Raw genomic sequence first — 16787 nt, forward strand, 5'->3', positions numbered from 1 at the left:
TCCCGTCCGTATCCGGTCACGCATCCTCGGGCGCGTACCCGAGAATGCCCTTGGTCTCCAGGTATTCCTCGAAGCCGAATTCGCCCCACTCCCGGCCGTTTCCGCTCTTCTTGTAGCCGCCGAACGGACTGGCGAAGTCGAATCCGTCATTGATCGACACGTACCCGGCCCGGATTCTGCGGGCGACGGCACGCGCCTGATCGAGGTCGGCCCCGGCCACATTGGCGGCGAGCCCGTACTCGGTGTCGTTGGCGATCGACACCGCCTGGTCGAGGTCGTCGTACCCGAGGATGCTGAGCACCGGCCCGAAGATCTCCTCGCGCGCGATGGTCATGTCATTGGTGACATCGGCGAATACCGTCGGCTTGACGTAGAAGCCGCGCATGAGACCCTCCGGCCGGCCCACACCGCCGGTCACCAGTGTCGCGCCCTCGTCGATGCCTGTCTGGATGAGCGATTGGATCCGCTCGAACTGCGAGCCGGACACCACGGGACCGAGTCCGGCATCACCGGTCGGATCGCCGACGGTGACCTGTTCGGCCGCGGCGCGCGAGACCTGGGCGGCCTCGGCCATCCGGGAGCGGGGGACCAGCATTCGCGTGGTGGCACTGCATGTCTGACCGGAGTTGAGCGTCACCGCGGCCACGCCCTTGCCGACGTTGACGGCGAAGTCCGCGTCGTCCAGCAGGATGTTGGGGCTCTTGCCGCCCAGCTCCTGGGTCACCCGCTTCACCGTGGGCGCGGCATCGCGCGCGATCTCGATACCCGCGCGGGTGGATCCGGTGAAGGAGATCATGTCCACCTGCGGATGCGCCGACAACGGCGCGCCGGCCCCTGGCCCGTCGCCCTGCACCAGATTGAACACGCCGGCGGGAACGCCTGCGGCTTCGAGGATTTCGGTGAATATCCGACCGGTGAACGGCGAGCGCTCGGACGGTTTCAGCACCATCGTGCACCCGGTGGCCAGCGCCGGGAACACCTTGACCGCGATCAGGCTCAGGGGCCAGTTCCACGGTGTGATGAGGCCGCAGACCCCGATCGGCTCCTTCACGACGAGGGTCCCGCCGCGCTGCTCACTGAAGACGTAGTTCTCGAGCACCTCGATCGCCTTCGCCAGATGACCTGCCGCCAGATCCAATTGGAATCCGTGCGCGAGCGCGGTGGGCGCACCCATCTCCTCGGTGAGCGCCGTGCCCAGGTCGTCCCGGCGCTTGTGATACGCGTCCGCGATGGCGCGCAGCACCTCGCTTCGCTCGGCGACGGTGGTCGAGGACCAGGCCGGAAACGCCGTACGGGCCGCGGTGACGGCGCGATCGATATCGGCTGCCGTACCCGCGGCGACGATCCCGGCGACCTCCTCGGTGGCCGGGTTGATCACCTCGAAGGTGCCCGGTTCCGCCGGATCCACCCATGCACCACCGATATAGAACGTCGAGTAGTCGCGCATCACTGCATTCCTTCCGCGTACCAGGTACGGAATTCGTCGTAGCTGGGCATCTCCTCCGAATTGGCTTTCGGATCCACCGCCACATGGATGACGCCGGGCTTGCCGCTGGCGTACGCGCGTTTGATGGCGGGCGCGATGTCCTCGTCCCGCTCGACGTACTCCCCGTAGCAGCCGAAGCCCTCCGCGACCTGGTCCAGCCGGGTCGCGGTGCTCCAGTGCACGCCGGTCTCGAGCGAGCCCTGACCGAAGGTGCGTTTGTAGACGCCGACTTCCAGGCCCCAGGCGTAGTCGACCGCGACCACGCACACCAGCGGCAGGTTCAGGCGTGCTGCCGTCTCGAGCTCCGCGATATGGAACTGGAAGGACGAGTCGCCGGTGACCAGCATGACCGGCCGGGTGCCGCCCTGGGCGACGGAAGCGCCCACGGCATAGGGGAGTCCGGTGCCCAGATGGCCGAAGTTCTGATTCCAGATCACGTCGTGCGGCTTGGCCTGGGAGTAGGTCCAGCCGAAGATCGTGGTGGCTCCGCCGTCGCGGACCATGATGCCGTCGGGCGGAAACGCCTGTGTCGCTTCGACGATCAGGCGCGCGGGATGCACCGGCGACGTGCCCGAGGGCGCGGAGACCGCCAGTTCCGCGAGCCGGGCCGCGTCCTGTTCGATCCAGCCCGCGAGTTCGGCGGTGGGCGTGCGCGGCGAATCCTTCAGCGCGGCGGTCAGTTGCGGCACGATCGCGCGCAGATCACCGACCAGGGGCACATCGATCGGACGGTTCACGCCGATGGCGGTCGGGTCCTGCTCGATCATGATCCACCTGCGCGCGTCCTCGCCCTGGACCCAGTGCCGGCCACGGCCGTAATGCACCGGTTCCCCGAGTTCGGTGCCGATCGCCAGGCACAGATCCGAGGTCACCACCGCCTCCACCGCGGAGGGCGAGAATCCGTACGGGAAGGTGCGATCCTCCAGACCCTCGATATACGAAGTGCCGCCGGAGGTTTGGATGACCGGGCAGGCCATGACCTCGGCGAGCGCGCGCACCGCCTGCCCCGCGCGCGAGGTGTGAATCCCGTGTCCGGCCAGCAGGATGGGCTGCTTCGCGGCGCGGATGAGAGCCACCGCCTCGGCCACCAGGTCCGGTCCGGCGGTCTGTCCGATCAGGCGATACCTGTTGGGCGGCAGTGCCGCGGGGACGTCGAGCTCCTCCTGGATGACGTGCGACGGGTACTCGATGTACACCGGCCCGGGCGTCCCCGAGAGCGCCTTGCGCAGACCCTCGCGGATGATCTCGTCGGTTTGGTCGGCGTATTCGATGCTCGCTGCGTATTTCACCGAGGGCTCGAACAAGCCCGACTGCTTCACGAACTGGATGCGGCCGCGCCGCACCCGCTGCTCGGTGATTCTGGAGCGCTGTCCGCCCAGAAAGATGACCGGCGAATTCTCGACCTTCGCGCACATCATCGCGCCCGCCAGGTTCGCGACGCCGGGGCCGAGCGTTCCGATGCACACGGCGGCCTTGCCGGTCATGCGTGAGACGGCCTCGGCCATGAATCCGGCCGATTCCTCGTGATGCGGTGCGACCACAGTCCAGCCGCGCTCCTGCGCGAGATGGAACAGATGCACGAAATTCGGGTCCGGAATGCCGAAGAGGGTGGTGATTCCCTCGGCTTCGAACAGGTCCAGAATGCGTTCGTAGACTTTGACTCCCATAGTCACTGCCCTTCCTCGGCCAAGGCGAAGCTCTTGACGATGTGGTCGATGTGTGCGGACGGGACGACAGGCAGAATCCAGTCGTCCCGGGAGGTGTCGCGAATGTCGCCCAGGCGCGTGGCGATCTGCTCGATGGTCCAGGACGGCTGGTACACCCCGGGCGTCTCGGCGATATAGGCGCGAGCCACACGACCGGCGATGGCGATCAGCATTTCGCCGGTGACGGAACAGGATTCGTGCGCGAGCCAGCCGACCGCGGGCGCGACCAGTTCCGGTTGCATCGGTGGATAGGCGGACGTGTCGATGCCCTCGGCCATCCGGGTCAGCGCGGCCGGCACGATGACATTGGAGGTGACGCCCACCGCCGCGCCTTCGAGCGCGATCACATTGGACAGTCCGATCATCGCAGATTTGGCGACCGCGTAATTGGCGACATTCCGATTGCCGTAGAGCCCGCCGATGGAGGAGGTGAGCACGACTCGCCCGTATCCGGCCTGGCTCATCGCGGGGAAGGCGGCGCGCACGAGATGAAACGCGCCTCGGAGATGGACATCGATGACGGCTTCGAAGTCCTCGAAGCTCAATTCCGTGAGCGACCCCGGGCGAACGGTGCCCGCATTGTGGATGAGAATGTCGATGCGGCCGTACGTGTTCAGCGCCGTATCGATGATCGCCTGTCCGCCGGTCGGCGTGGCGACGGACTCGGTGGAGGCGACCGCGTCGCCACCGGAATCTCGGATCGCGCGCACCACCTGTGCCGCGACATCGGCCTCCAGCACGTCTCCGCGCATCGTGCCGCCGGAATCGTTGACGACCACGCGCGCACCCCGGGCGGCCAGCAGCTCGGCGTAGGCGCGTCCCAGTCCCCGTCCCGCTCCGGTGATCACGGCGACACGATCGTCGAATCTGAGTTGGCTCATAGGACGGATCCCTACGTGCCGAGCGTGAGGCCGGGCAGTTCACCGGTCGCGCGCCAGGCCTCGAGCAGATCCTCGAACGCGTGGAAGCCGGGCCAGTAGGGATCGCCGAGATGCGATCTGATCTGCTGCTCGCCCTCGTTGTTGTAGTAGCCGGGCGTGCATTCGCGCTGGAAATTGGAATTGTCGACAGCGGTCTCGCGCACCGTGGTGCACCACTGGTCGACCGCTTCGGCGGTCGGTTCGACCATCGTTGCCCCGGTTTCGAACGCGTGAGCCACGATGTACGCGATATGGCCCGCCTGCTGGTCGAACATATCGGTGGTGCTGGCGGTGACGCCACCCTGAATGAAGCCGGTGAAGAAGGCGTTCGGGAAGCCACGCGTGGTGAGTCCGTGCAGGGTCCGGTATCCGCTCGCCCAGTGCTCGTAGAGCGAGAGTCCGTCACGGCCGGTGAACGGTGCTATGCCCAGGCGACGGTCCAGATCGGTGGTGATCTCGAAGCCGCTGGCGAAGATGATGCAGTCCACCTCGTGCTCGACGCCGTGCGCGACGATCCCCTCGGCGGTGATGCGCTCGACGCCCTTGGTCGCGGAGACATCGACGAGGGTGACGTTCTCGCGATTGAACGTCGGCAGGTATTCGTCGCTGAAACACGGTCGCTTGCACAGGAATCGGTAATAGGGCTTGAGCGCGGCCGCGGTCGCCGGATCGCTCACGACCTCGTCGACGCGAGCGCGGACCCGCTCCATCGCCTTGTAGTCCTCGATTTCGCGCAGCTCCATGAACTTCTCGGGAGTCAGCGTCGCCCAGCCGCCGGTGGCGCTCAGATGCGCCTCCAGATTGCGGCTGACCTCGGTCCAGCCGTCGCAGATGAGATCGGGCTGACCGGGTGCGAAGGCCTCGAAGGCGGCGGTGTGGAAATTGCGCTTGCGCTCGCGGGTCCAGCCCGGCCGCAGCGAGGCGGCCCATTCCGGATCGGTGGGCACATTGCCGCGGTCGTAGATATAGGAGGGTGTGCGCTGGAAGACGAAAAGCTGCTCGGCGGACCGCGCGATATGCGGAATCACCTGGATGCCACTGGCTCCGGTGCCGATCACCGCGACCCGTTTGCCGGCCAGCCTGTCCAGCCCGCCCTTGACGGTGCCTCCGGTGTAGTCGTAATCCCAGCGCGCGCTGTGGAACGTATGCCCCCGGAATTCGTCGATGCCCTCGATTCCGGGCAGTTTGGGCTTGTTGAACGGACCCTGCGCCATGATGACGAACCGCGCGCGAATATCGTCGCCGCGATTGGTGCCGATCCGCCAGCGGTTGATCTCCTCGTCCCACTCCAGCGATTTCACCAGCGTGCTGAAGACCGCCCGTTCGTAGAGATTGAAATGTTTGCCGATCCGCTGGGCGTGCTCGAAGCATTCGTCACCGTGAGAATACTTTTCGGACGGGATGTAGCCGGTCTCCTCGAGGAGTGGGAGATAGCTGTAGCTGTCGGTGTCGACCTGGATGCCGGGATATCTGTTCCAGTACCAGGCGCCGCCGAAATCACCGCCGAGTTCGATGATCCGGAAATCGGTGACGCCGGCCTGCTCGAGCCGCGCCGCGGCGATCAGGCCCGCCCATCCGCCGCCGAGAATCGCCACGCCGATCTCGGCGCTGATCGGCTCGCGCGGGAGGACCGCGGTGTACGGATCGGATTCGTAGAACTCGGTGAAGCCGTCCTCGGTGACCAGATATTGACCCTGACCCTCGTCGCGCAGGCGCTTGTCGCGTTCGGCGAGGTATCGATCCCGGAGTGCGGTCAGATCGATCTCGGGAGTCTGGGTGGGCGCACACTCGTGCATTCGAACGTCCTTGCTGGGGTGGGTGATTCAGGCCAGATCGCGGGGCTCGCCGGTGCCCATGTACGCGGCGAGATTGTGGTGCAGGTTCACGACGCTGCGTTCGCGATAGGGATTGGGTTTCGGGCCGGAGAAGCCGCGACTCTTCATGCCCCGCTGGACCGCGGCCATATTGTCGAAGTCCTGCGGCAGGACCGAACGCCAATTCGGATCGCCGACCGGGGTGTATTCCCATTCGGTGTACGGTTCCTCGCCGAGCGGGAAGAGCTCGAACACGGCGGCCTCGAAAATGCACTTGTCGGGATCCTGGCCGTAGGGCCGGAATCGGTAGCAGAGCATGTTGTTGAGCGCGTGGCCGATCTGGAAATTGGGGAAGATCTGCCAGGCCGTGCCCGCCTGAGCGACGATGGACGGCTCGATCTTGGGCCAGACCACGCCGCGCGCCTCGTCCTCGGCCCGGGCGGTGTCGAGCCAGTACCGCAGCACCTCGGGAGCCGGTGTGCCCTCGGGCAATTCGTCCACCAGGCGGTTCGCGACATCGACCAGCGTGCGCGTGGTGTTGGTATTGGCGTTCTCCCAGGTGAAGTTCTGCAGCGTGGCGGTGGAGACGCGGGCGTCGGGGCCGCTGCCCAGGCGCACCTTGGCCTGGTTCTCCTCCATGCCCTTGGGTGCGTCGTAGCCGATATTGCTGTGTATGCCCTGCACCCGCGCCCAGCCCAGGAATTGGCCGAAATTCATGAATTCCGGATGTGTGTAGGGCACGTGGTAGGTCTCCATGAATGCCTCGAAGGCGACCTTCCAATTGCAGTCGAAACTCAGCCAGCGGCGCCAGCGGTATCGCATGTTCTCGAGCTCGAAATGTTCCAGGAGGCTCGCGGCCGGTTCCAGGAATTCGCGCAGGGGTCGGCATTCGGGGTCCATATTGATCCAGACCCAGCCGCCCCAGGTGTCGAGCTGAACGGGAGTCAAGCCGTCATTGCGCGCGGTCAGTCCACACGGCCAGTCCTCGCGCTCGGCCGCGAAGGTGTTGCGGCCCTCCAGGTCGTACCGCCAACCGTGGAAACCACAGACGAACTGCTTGCGGCCGCCCCGGGCGTCGTGCGCACCCGCGGGGGTGTCGATCAGCCTGCGGCCACGGTGGGCACACACATTGTGGTGGGCGCGAATGGTGTCCGGTGCGGTGCGCACCACGATGATCGAGTCGTTCACGATCTCGTAGGTGAGGAAGTCGCCCACCTTCGGGATCTCCTCCACCCGGCAGACCTGCTGCCACACCCTGGCCCACAGCTTGTCGCCCTCGGCGCGGGCGTACTCGGGAGAGATGTAGGCCTCGACGCCGATCGTCTTCGGTGTGGAGAGCGGTTCTGTTGCCACGGAGGCGGTTTCAGCGGCGTTGTCGACGGTTTCGGTCATGACATCCTCCTGGTGGAAACCGTGGTGTCAGTGGGTGATGGCGGCGCGGAAGCCGTCGTCCTCGAGGAACAGGGACGTGTGGTCCGCGCCGAGGTGGGTCCACTTGAGATTCAGACCGCCGTCCACGAGCAGGGTCTGCCCGGTGATGTAGCCGGCCAGCTCGGACAGCAGGAACAGCACCGCGCCCGCCTGCTCCTGCGGACGGCCGCGCCTGCCCATGGCGATGGCGCGGCGATCGCGCTCGGCATCCTCGCCGACGTACGCCCGGGACGCGGGGGTTTCGGTGACGCCCGGCGCGATCGCGTTGACGCGAATGTTGTTCTGCGCCAACTCGACCGCGAGGGTGCGGGTCGCGGCGACCAGGGCCGCCTTGGCGGTGCCGTAGCCGATGTGGAACGGCGCGGTGTTCAGGCCGCTGATCGAGGAGATCGACACGATCGACCCGGGCAGGCCGTGCGACGACAACTCCGCCGCCACCGCCTGGCTCATGAAGAACATGGTTTCGAGGTTCTGGGTGAACAGGGCGCGCCAGTCCTGGCGGGTGACCCGGGTGGCGGGCATCCAGGTCGCGGGCGCCGCGCCGCCCGCCACATTGACCAGGCCGTACAGCCGGCCTTCGGCACTGCGCGCGTGCGTGAGCACCGTTGCGATGCCCTCGTCGGTGGACGCGTCTGCCGCCACCGGAATCACCGGAAGTCCCTCGGCGGCGAGCGGTTCGATGTGAGTGCCGAGATTCTCCTTCGACCGGCTCACCGCGATGACCGTCGCGCCCGCCTCGGCGACCATGCGCGTCACCGCCGTGCCTATTCCGCCGCCGCCCGCACCCGAGACGATGACGATCCGTCCGTCCAGACCGGGAAATCCACTGTGCGCCATGGCTTCCCCTACTCCGCGAAGCGCAGCGCCAAGACGCTGCCCTCGGCGTCCGCGGAGAGGTAGACGGTGCCGTCCGGTCCGGCGGCGATCCCCGCGAACGGACCCATCGGACCGGAGAACGGGGGAGTGCCGCGCAGGGGTTTGGCCTCGACTCCGGGCGGTGCGCCGACGGGGAGATTCTCCGCCAGACTCTGGCGCGCCCCGGTCTCGAGATCGACCCCGACGAGCGCCTTCACACCGACATCGACGATCAGCAATCGATTGCCGCGCACCAGGATTCCCTGTGGCGTATGCAATCCGTCCACCACGGTCTCGACGCCGCTGCCGCTGATCGAGACGATCCGGCCGCCCCCCGATTCGGAGACCAGGACGGTGCCGTCCGGACCGAACGCGACGCCCATCGGGGCGTCGAGACCAGAAGCCAGCACCGAGACCTGACCCGATCGAATCGAGAGGACTCGACCGGTGCCGAGTTCGGCGGCGACGATCACGCGGCCGGCGGTGGCCGCCACGCCGTAGAGCTGATCGAACCCCTGGGCCACGACCTCGGTTTCCGCGTCGGGGCCGGGACGATAGTAGGAGACCTCGCCGGTGGAGGTGGTGCACAGCAACTCGCCGGGGCCGACGGCGGTGACGCCGCGGACGTAACCGGGCGTGCCGGGGCTGAAAAGCGAAGCGATCTGCCGCAATTCACCATCGCGCAGCACGTACAGGTAGGTGCCGTCCGCGAGGTAGAGAGCGCCATCGTGCCCGACGGTCATATCGAGGGGCCACATCAGGCCGCCCTCGAGAATCTCGCGGGTCTCACCGCCGGTGAGGATCTCGGTGATCTCCCCGGTGAAGGTGGAGACGAACAGCCGATTGCCGACGAAGGTGCAGTTGTCCAGGCCGGGAGCCATGCGCGCGAGCACCTGCCGATCACCCGTGCGCGGGTCGATGCGCAGCACCTCGCCGGTCTGCACCTGGGTGGAGACGATGAACCCCTCGGCGTCGAACTTGACCGAGTCGGGCACGCCCAGATCGCCCGCGACCCGTTCCGGCGCACCGCCTTCGGGGTCGATGCGCCAGATGTCGTTGGTGCCCATGACCGGGTAGTACAGGAGGCCGTCGGGACCGACCTCCATGGCATTGGGCATCGGCAGGTTGTCCTGGAGAATGCGCGGCGCGCTGCCGTCCAGGGGCAGCTCCATGAGCCGGCCGCCGATGCGGCACTCGTTGACGAACAACCGGCCGCGGTGCACGGTGATGCCGTTCGCGCCCGGGACGTCGTCGCGGATGACTCGGGTGCGACCGTCCTTGCCGCGCATGCTGACTCGCGCGTCCATGTACTCGGTGGCGATGAGGTTGCCGTCGTTGTCGAAGGCGATGTCGTCCGGGGCGATGATGTCGCTGCCCTTGGCGCTGATGGTTTCCAGATCGCCGGTGGTGACGTCGAGGGCGCTGATCTGGCTGCCGGCCACCTGCGCGACGTAGATGCGATTGTCGGCCCCGGTGCGCAGGCCGTTCGCGCCGAACAATCGGCTCGGTGGGGTGAGTCGTTCGATGCGTACCCCCTCGGCGAGGGTGATGGCTGTGGTGCTGCTGTAGCGCGCGCCCTGACTCAAGGCGGCCTCCCTGAACGGTGAGAACGTCGATGTGCGTGGCGATCTGCGCGACGGCCGGATCGGTCCGTTTCGTGATGCAGGCCACTGGCTTGTCGGGCCACAGTACGACAATCCTCATAAGGATAGCAATACTTGACATTTAGATTGCCGGGCACGAAAAAGCCTGGCTCGCGAAAGGATTCGCGGGCCAGGCCGGGGAGTTGCTGTGGGAGAGGACGTTCGCGGGGCTAGATGCTCATGCCCCGGCTCGACTGCATGGCCTGACGGACCACATCGGCGGAGGCGTTGACGACCCCGTTGTCGAAACGGTCGAGCACCAGGGTTTGGGTGGCCGCGAGGTGGACGCGATACAGACGTTCGGCCTCCACGTCGTCACCGGCCGCGATCGCCTCGGTGATGCGGACGTGGGTGCGCACGGCCTCGGTGGAGTCGGTCGGCGACGGGTATTCACCGCGCTTGGTGAGCACTTCGGCCCACGCCTCCTCCTGTGCCGACCAGAGCGCGACCAGGCTGCTCACGACGTAGCGCACCGTGGCGTTGGGGGTGAACGACACGACCAGGTCGTGGAATTCGCGTGCGGTGTGGGTGAATTCGATGCCCTCGCCGATCAACGCCTCACATGCCGCGATATTGGCCTGCAGGGCGGGCACCACGGCCTCGGCGCGGTCCTCGCGGCGTGCGCATTCCGCGGCGCACATCGGTTCGAGGGTGCGCAGTCCCGAGGCCAGATCGCCGAGTGTGACGCGCGCGCCCTGAAGCGCCAGCCCCAGGTGATACGCCGCGGAGGATTCGTTCGGGCGGTGCACCTCCGCGCCGCCGACGTTCCCGCGCCGGACGGTGACCAGACCCTCGGTCTCGAGGATGCGCAGGGCCTCCCGGATCGAGGGATAGCTGACCCCGAAGTCCTGAACGAGCTGGTCCTGGGTGGGGAGCCGGTAGTCGTCCTCGCCGGTCAGGATGCGGGTGCGCAGTTCCGCGGCAACGGTTTCCGCGATGCGGCGTTGCGGGATCCGGCCACGCCGGGGGTTGGTCACGCAGACCCCTTTCCTTGCGTTCTCACGCAGTGCCGCTGTTGTCGATCTCGCGAGTTTACCCACAGCCCACTGACCATTCAAACATTGCTATCCTTATGAGGATTGAAGTACGGTTCGCCGCATGGACTTCGACATGGGCGAAGCGGCGGCGCGCCTGCGCAGGGAACTGCGTGAGCTGGTGGCGGCGCAGGTGCCCGCGGACTTCCTCGGGGCGTTCACCGACGATCCGGCCGATCTGGCTGTGGCACAGCGCTTCTGCGGAGAGCTTGCCGAGCGGGGATTGCTGTGTGCGGCGTGGCCGCAAGAGTTCGGGGGGCGGGCGGCCTCGGTCTGGGAGCAGACGGTGGTACGCGAGGAGATGTGGGCGCATCACGAGCCGCGGGGCGCGCAGTACATGGGTGTGAACTGGGTGGGACCGGCGCTCATGCGGCACGGGAGCGCCGAGCAGCAGCGCGCGCACCTGCCGTCGATAGCGCGCGGGGAAGTGATCTGGTGTCAGGGCTTCAGTGAGCCCGACGCCGGATCCGATCTGGCGTCGCTGCGCACGTCCGCGCGGCAGGACGGCGACGGATGGTCGATCTCCGGACAGAAGATCTGGACCTCCTACGCGGGGATGGCGCAGTGGTGCTTCCTGCTCGCGCGCACCTCGCGGGAGGACCGAAAGCAGCAGGGCCTCACCGTCTTCCTGTTGCCGATGTCGAGCCCCGGCATCGAGGTGCGGCCGATTCGGTCCATGCTCGGACCGCATCACCTCAACGAGGTCTTCCTCGACGGCGTCCGGGCGACCGAGGCGGATGTCCTGGGTCGAGCCGGGGACGGCTGGCAGGTCGTGCGCGAAGTGCTGGCTTTCGAACGCGTGGGTATCGCCCGGTACGCCCGTTGCGAGCGGCTGTTGCACGCCGCCCCCGAGATCCTCGGGGCGCGCCGCTGGGACGAGTTGGTACCGCAGCTGCGCGGCAGGTGGGCGCGCATGCTGACCCACTGCCGGCGTGCGCGGCTGCTTGCCTATCAGGTCTTGGCGGTACAGGCCGAGGGCCGGATAGCGCCGAGCGATGCCGCCGCCTACCGCATCGCGGTCACCCGACTCGATCAGGACAGCGCGGCCGTGCTCGCGGAGATCGCCGCCGCGGCACCGGACGACGACTCCGGCCGCCGCTATCGGCGCGCCGTGGCGGATCACTGGCGATACGCCCAAGCCTCGACGGTGGCCTCGGGCAGCATCGAGATGCAGCGAATCCTCTTGGCGCGGAACCTCTTGGAGGCAGCCTGATGGACGTACAGCTTTCTCCCGAAGCGCTCGAATTCGGCCGCCAAGCCCGCCGCGCGTGGGAACTCGCCGGCGGCGACACCCTCGTACAGCACGCCGAACAGAATCCGCATCTGCGGCAGGGGCTGATCGAACCGATTCTCGAGAGTCTCGGCGCATGGGACCTGTCTCCACGCCGGGACGCGGACGAACTGGACGCGGCCGCGGCACTGTGCCGAAGCGCGGGCTACTGGGCCGTTCCGTATCCGGTGGCAGAGCGCCTCGCCCGCCCCGACCGCGCGGGGTCGGACGGACTCGTCGCGGACGGACTCCTCGTCGTCTCCGCGCACGATCCACGCGGTCCGGTGGCGGGACTCGACTTCCACTGGGCAGCAGTGACACTGGACGGTACGCCAGGCAACGTCACAGTGACGCACGATGATTCGCCTCCCCGGCAGACCGCGTTCACCGCGCCACTGCACTGGCGACCGGCCGGACACGCCACCGTCGCGGGTGTTCGTGCCGGGACCGAGCATGCGGCCGTCGGTGGGGAACTGGTCGCGGCTGGTCGCGGACGAGCCACCGACGGCCGGGCGAATGGCGCTGGAACCGAAGCCCCTGCGAGTGTGGAGGATACCGCGCGGGATCTGGCGCTCGGGTTGGTGCTGCCGTGCTGGACATTGCTCGGAATGCTCGACCGGGCGATGGATCTGGCTCGGTCGCACGTGCTGGTGCGGGAGCAGTTCGGGCGGCCGCTGGCGGAGTTTCAGGCGGTGCAGTTTCAGCTGACCGAGGCCGAGGTGGAGCGGCGCGGGGTGGACATGCTGGCGCGATACGCGCTGTGCGGGATCGCCTCCGGTGATTCCGGAGCGGTGGACGACGGGCTGGCCCTGCGGCTCGCCGCGCTCGAGGCGGCGGAGGTCGTGTTCCGGGTGGCCCATCAGCTGCACGGTGCGCTCGGGTTCTGTGACGAGTCGCCGCTGTCGTGGCTCTCGCGCTACAGCCTGCCGCTGCGCAGACTGCCGCTCGGCAGCGCTGCCACGGAGGAACTACTGGCACGGCGCATCGGACGCCGAGGCCTGACCGGACTGTTCTCGGCACCAGGAAACGCGAAGGGGGCGTAGGGGTATGGAATACGAACTGCCGGACGTGGTGAAGATCCGGGTCGACGGGGCGATTCGGGTGGTCGTACTGGACCGGCCCGATGAGCTCAATGCAGTCGATGAAGACATGCACTGGGCGCTGGCCAATGTCTGGCGGCAACTGGCCGCGGACCATGAGGCGCGAGTGGTCATTCTGACCGGGGCGGGGCGTGCCTTCAGCGCCGGCGGTGACCTGGAGTGGATCACCTCGTTTCTCGAGGACCCGGTGGCTCGGGACGAAAGCATCAGGGAGGGTGCGCAGATCATCGAGGAGATGCTGCGCTTCCCGCTGCCGGTGATCGCCGCGGTGAACGGCGCGGCGGTGGGACTGGGTGCGAGCCTGGCGATCCTGAGCGATATCGCCCTGATCTCCGAGCGCGCGTATCTGGCCGATCCGCATGTCGCGGTGGGGTTGGTCGCCGGGGACGGCGGTGCGGCGTTCTGGCCGCTGCTCACTCCGATTCTGCGGTCTCGCGAGTACCTGTTCACTGGCGACCGCATCGACGCCCCGACCGCGGTGCAGCTGGGATTGGCCAGCCGGGTTGTGCCCCGGGAGGAGCTGCTGCCCGCCGCGCACCGGCTCGCCGAGCGCCTGGCCGCGCAACCGGCCGAGGCGCTGCGCAGCACCAAACGAGTGGTCAACATGCATCTTTCGCAAGCGCTGGCGGGTCCGCTACAGGCGGGATTCGCCGCCGAGGTGGTCACGATGCAGTCGGCCGAACACCGCGAACGGCTGATGGCGCTGCACCAGCGGGCGACCAGCCGATGACCGCTGTCGCCGCTCACGAGGACCTGATCGCGTTCCGGGCCGAAGTGCGGGACTGGTGTCGTGCGCACATCCCACCCGACTGGCGTGCGACGCAGACCGGGGCATCGAGCGCGGAGTTCGCCGCCTTCCAGCGAGACTGGTTCCAGGCCCTGCGCGGCGCGGGCTACGCGGTGCCGCACTGGCCCCGGGAATGGGGCGGCGGCTTGTCCGTTCCCCGGCAGGTCGTGCTGTATCAGGAGCTCGCCGCCCACGACGCACCCCGACTGGTCCTGGCCTTCGTGGCCATCCACCATGCGGCCGCGACCCTGCTCGCCGCCGGGACCGACGCCCAGCGCAATCGTCACCTGCCCGCGATCCTCGACGGCGAGATCTGGGTGCAGGGCTTCTCCGAACCCGAAGCGGGATCGGACCTGGCAGCGCTGTCCACCATCGCCCACCGGGACGGCGACGAGTATGTGGTGAGCGGGCAGAAGGTGTGGGCCAGCGGAGCCCAGTACGCGGACTGGTGCCTGCTCCTGGCCCGGACGGACCCGAATGCGCCCAAACGCAAGGGCATTTCGTATTTCCTGATGGACATGCGCACCCCGGGCATCGACGTTCGCCCGATCCGCCAGGCCACCGGCGAATCGCACTTCTGCGAGATCTTCCTCGATGAGGTCCCGATCCCCGCCGCGAACCTGATCGGTGCAGAGCATGCCGGGTGGCAGGTCGCGCAGCGAACCCTGGGAGCCGAACGCGGCCTGACCATGCTGGAACTGTCCGAGCGCCTGGGCAATGCCGGATTTCGCCGGCTGCTCGAATCGTGCGCACGATCGAATCGGCAGGGCAGACGGCCGATCGATGATCCTGCGGTGGCCGATCGGCTGGCCGTCTTCGACACCGAGATCACCGGCCTGCGCGCACTGTGCCTGGATCTGGTGCAACGCCACGACCGCGATGCCGTCGGTCCGGCCGATGCGTCGATCGTCAAGCTGTACTACAGCGAATTACTCCAGCGGATGACCGATTTCGGCGCCGAGATCGGGGGAGTGGCCGCCCATGGTGTGCTGCGCAAGCCGATGTCGGGAGGCTGGGAGTCGGGGGCCTGGGTACTGGACTTCATCGGGTCCTGGGAGTGGACCATCCCCGGGGGCGCCAGCGAGATCCAGCGCACCATCATCGGCGAACGCGGCCTGGGCCTGCCACGGGAACCCGTCTTCGGATCATGAGCGAGACAACTGACCCGGAATTGATCGAGCAGGGGAACGGTGTGGGTCGATGACCGAAACAGAGTGTCCTGATGTCGAATTCGCCGCACTGCACGCAGAGTTGCGTGGAGTGACTCGCAGTCTGCTCGCGCGAATCGGCGTGCATGAGCGGGTAGAGCGGGAGGTCGCGGCCCGCCAGGGTTGGCTCGGTTTGGAGGTGCCCGAGGAATTCGACGGCGCCGGAGCCACATTCGCCGAAACCGCTGTCGTCGCACAGGAATGGGGACGGGCCGTGGCAGCGGGCTCGCAGGCCAGTGCCGCACTCGCTGTCGGAGTCTGCCTGCTGCTCGCTTCCGGGCCTACCCGGGATGGCCTGCTACGTGCCATCGCCGCCGGTCAGTCCACTGTCGCGGTGGCCTTCGCCTCCGATGCCGACGCCTGCCACCCCGCCGGGTTGCCGTTCCACCTCCACGGTTCCGGAGCGCACCGGATGCTCTCGGGCAGCGCCGAATTCGTGCTCGATGCGCCGGCAGCGGAGCAGCTGCTGCTCTTCGCCGCCGACGAGGGAGGTGTTCCGGTCGTAGTGTCGGTGCCGACGCACGCAGTCGGTATCGCTCGGACCACGCAGCCGGTACTGGACCGAAGCCGCGCATTCGGTCGGGTCGTGGCCGAGGAACTCACGGTGCCGGCGAATTCGATCCACCGCTTCACTGATGACCCGGGCACCGCTGTTCGCCGGATACGCGACCGAGCCGCAGTCCTCATCGCCTGCGACAGTATCGGTCTCGGTGAAGCGATGCTCGCCGCGACCGTCTCCTATGCGGGAACGCGCAGCCAGTTCGGTCGCCCGATCGGGTCTTTTCAAGCGGTGAAACACGCTTGCGCCGACATGCTCGTGCAACTCACGGTCACTCGTCATCTGGTGGATGCCGCGGTGCGTGGGGTGGTGGCGAACGGCCCGGAATCCGAAGTCGCCGTCGCCATGGCGAAATCCCATGCCTGCGCCACGGCGGTCGACATCGCCGGTAAGGCAATGCAATTGCACGGCGGATACGGATATACCTGGGAGAGCGGTATTCACCGCTATTTGGAGCGCGCCACTCTCAACCGCGCGCTTTACGGCTCACCTCGCGACTACCGTCGCCGGATCGCCGACCGCTACAGCCGTTCGTGAGGTCGCGGTGGTTCTTTCCGGCGCAAAGGTTTTGGCGGGCTGTGGATAAGTAGGGGCAATGCGAACAGGCATATATTCTGAATAACCGCAGATCAGATACTGTTTTCGGTTCCATTTCGTGATCGTTCGCGATAGAATTAGCACATGCATTCGAACGAGATGGACACGGTGAGCGACACCGCTGGAGCCACACTGGCTGCCGCGGTCGATGCGCTCCTGTGCACCACCTTGTCCGAACTTCCCGAAGCCTCGATCGTGGAAATGATGCGGGAAATCGAGACCAGTGAACGACGCCTCGCGGTCATGTGGAACCGGTTGATCGTGCAGGTCGAAGAACGCTGCATGCCCCAGCACGCTGGTGTCCGGAGTGCGGTGCGGTTCCTGGAAGAGACGTTGCGGATTTCGCATATCGAAGCGTTCTCCCGGTTCAAAGCCGC

13 protein-coding genes and 2 pseudogenes are annotated in these 16787 nt (G+C 67.2%); 7 read left to right on the forward strand and 8 right to left on the reverse strand.

Annotation, left to right across the window (positions count from 1 at the left end; translation table 11 throughout):
* Positions 1 to 16 precede the first annotated feature (16 nt).
* The 8 genes from NJ1_RS15385 to NJ1_RS15420 all read right to left on the reverse strand — a co-directional run bounded on the left by NJ1_RS15385 (position 17) and on the right by NJ1_RS15420 (position 10832).
* Positions 17 to 1447, reverse strand: a complete 1431-nt coding sequence (locus NJ1_RS15385) for an aldehyde dehydrogenase family protein (protein ID WP_067693829.1) — start codon at positions 1445 to 1447, stop codon at positions 17 to 19.
* Positions 1447 to 3153, reverse strand: coding sequence for a thiamine pyrophosphate-binding protein (locus NJ1_RS15390; protein ID WP_067693832.1), 1707 nt, complete (start codon positions 3151 to 3153; stop codon positions 1447 to 1449). The genes NJ1_RS15385 and NJ1_RS15390 overlap by 1 nt, the downstream gene beginning before the upstream one ends.
* A 2-nt stretch (positions 3154 to 3155) precedes the next feature.
* Positions 3156 to 4073 (reverse strand): SDR family NAD(P)-dependent oxidoreductase, encoded by a 918-nt coding sequence (locus NJ1_RS15395; RefSeq protein WP_067693835.1) that lies wholly within the window; start codon positions 4071 to 4073, stop codon positions 3156 to 3158.
* 11 nt (positions 4074 to 4084) lie between these two features.
* Positions 4085 to 5908, reverse strand: a complete 1824-nt coding sequence (locus NJ1_RS15400; protein WP_067693838.1) for a flavin-containing monooxygenase — start codon at positions 5906 to 5908, stop codon at positions 4085 to 4087.
* Positions 5909 to 5935: 27 nt separating this feature from the next.
* The gene (locus tag NJ1_RS15405; RefSeq protein ID WP_067693841.1) at positions 5936 to 7318 is read right to left on the reverse strand and encodes an aromatic ring-hydroxylating oxygenase subunit alpha; all 1383 of its coding nucleotides are present in this window, start codon (positions 7316 to 7318) and stop codon (positions 5936 to 5938) included.
* 27 nt (positions 7319 to 7345) lie between these two features.
* The gene (locus tag NJ1_RS15410; RefSeq protein ID WP_067693844.1) at positions 7346 to 8194 is read right to left on the reverse strand and encodes an SDR family NAD(P)-dependent oxidoreductase; all 849 of its coding nucleotides are present in this window, start codon (positions 8192 to 8194) and stop codon (positions 7346 to 7348) included.
* Positions 8195 to 8202: 8 nt separating this feature from the next.
* Positions 8203 to 9798 carry an SMP-30/gluconolactonase/LRE family protein gene (locus tag NJ1_RS15415; protein ID WP_067693847.1) on the reverse strand — a complete coding sequence of 532 codons (1596 nt, stop codon included), beginning with the start codon at positions 9796 to 9798 and terminating at the stop codon, positions 8203 to 8205.
* Positions 9799 to 10025: 227 nt separating this feature from the next.
* A complete protein-coding gene (locus NJ1_RS15420; RefSeq protein ID WP_067693850.1) occupies positions 10026 to 10832 on the reverse strand; it encodes a FadR/GntR family transcriptional regulator in 807 nt (268 codons plus the stop codon).
* 121 nt (positions 10833 to 10953) lie between these two features.
* Between NJ1_RS15420 and NJ1_RS15425 the strand changes: the two genes are divergently transcribed.
* The 7 genes and pseudogenes from NJ1_RS15425 to NJ1_RS15450 all read left to right on the forward strand — a co-directional run.
* Positions 10954 to 12102 carry an acyl-CoA dehydrogenase family protein gene (locus NJ1_RS15425; protein WP_067693853.1) on the forward strand — a complete coding sequence of 383 codons (1149 nt, stop codon included), beginning with the start codon at positions 10954 to 10956 and terminating at the stop codon, positions 12100 to 12102.
* On the forward strand, positions 12102 to 13202 hold the full coding sequence (locus tag NJ1_RS15430; RefSeq protein WP_067693856.1) for an acyl-CoA dehydrogenase family protein: 1101 nt from the start codon (positions 12102 to 12104) through the stop codon (positions 13200 to 13202). Before NJ1_RS15425 ends, NJ1_RS15430 begins: the two co-directional genes overlap by 1 nt.
* A 4-nt stretch (positions 13203 to 13206) precedes the next feature.
* Entirely contained in the window at positions 13207 to 13989 is a 783-nt protein-coding gene (locus NJ1_RS15435; protein ID WP_067693859.1) for an enoyl-CoA hydratase/isomerase family protein, read from the forward strand.
* Positions 13986 to 15197 carry an acyl-CoA dehydrogenase family protein gene (locus tag NJ1_RS15440; RefSeq protein ID WP_067693861.1) on the forward strand — a complete coding sequence of 404 codons (1212 nt, stop codon included), beginning with the start codon at positions 13986 to 13988 and terminating at the stop codon, positions 15195 to 15197. The genes NJ1_RS15435 and NJ1_RS15440 overlap by 4 nt, the downstream gene beginning before the upstream one ends.
* Before the next feature lie 49 nt (positions 15198 to 15246).
* Positions 15247 to 15516, forward strand: a pseudogene (locus NJ1_RS40980) (acyl-CoA dehydrogenase family protein); the annotation flags it as partial.
* Between the two features lie 72 nt (positions 15517 to 15588).
* Complete coding sequence (locus tag NJ1_RS15445; RefSeq protein WP_339380966.1) at positions 15589 to 16350, forward strand: acyl-CoA dehydrogenase family protein; 762 nt, start codon at positions 15589 to 15591, stop codon at positions 16348 to 16350.
* 144 nt (positions 16351 to 16494) lie between these two features.
* Positions 16495 to 16787: pseudogene (locus tag NJ1_RS15450) on the forward strand (hypothetical protein); the annotation flags it as partial.

Origin of the sequence: Nocardia jejuensis NBRC 103114, assembly GCF_001613145.1 — a bacterium.
GTDB lineage: Bacteria > Actinomycetota > Actinomycetes > Mycobacteriales > Mycobacteriaceae > Nocardia > Nocardia jejuensis.

Coding starts and splice junctions, on each gene's coding strand:
- NJ1_RS15395 (WP_067693835.1), bottom strand. CDS start 4,073: ATGAGCCAACTCAGATTCGACGATCGTGTCGCCGTGATCACCGGAGCG.
- NJ1_RS15390 (WP_067693832.1), bottom strand. CDS start 3,153: ATGGGAGTCAAAGTCTACGAACGCATTCTGGACCTGTTCGAAGCCGAG.
- NJ1_RS15400 (WP_067693838.1), bottom strand. CDS start 5,908: ATGCACGAGTGTGCGCCCACCCAGACTCCCGAGATCGATCTGACCGCA.
- NJ1_RS15405 (WP_067693841.1), bottom strand. CDS start 7,318: ATGACCGAAACCGTCGACAACGCCGCTGAAACCGCCTCCGTGGCAACA.
- NJ1_RS15385 (WP_067693829.1), bottom strand. CDS start 1,447: ATGCGCGACTACTCGACGTTCTATATCGGTGGTGCATGGGTGGATCCG.
- NJ1_RS15435 (WP_067693859.1), top strand. CDS start 13,207: ATGGAATACGAACTGCCGGACGTGGTGAAGATCCGGGTCGACGGGGCG.
- NJ1_RS15410 (WP_067693844.1), bottom strand. CDS start 8,194: ATGGCGCACAGTGGATTTCCCGGTCTGGACGGACGGATCGTCATCGTC.
- NJ1_RS15425 (WP_067693853.1), top strand. CDS start 10,954: ATGGACTTCGACATGGGCGAAGCGGCGGCGCGCCTGCGCAGGGAACTG.
- NJ1_RS15430 (WP_067693856.1), top strand. CDS start 12,102: ATGGACGTACAGCTTTCTCCCGAAGCGCTCGAATTCGGCCGCCAAGCC.
- NJ1_RS15440 (WP_067693861.1), top strand. CDS start 13,986: ATGACCGCTGTCGCCGCTCACGAGGACCTGATCGCGTTCCGGGCCGAA.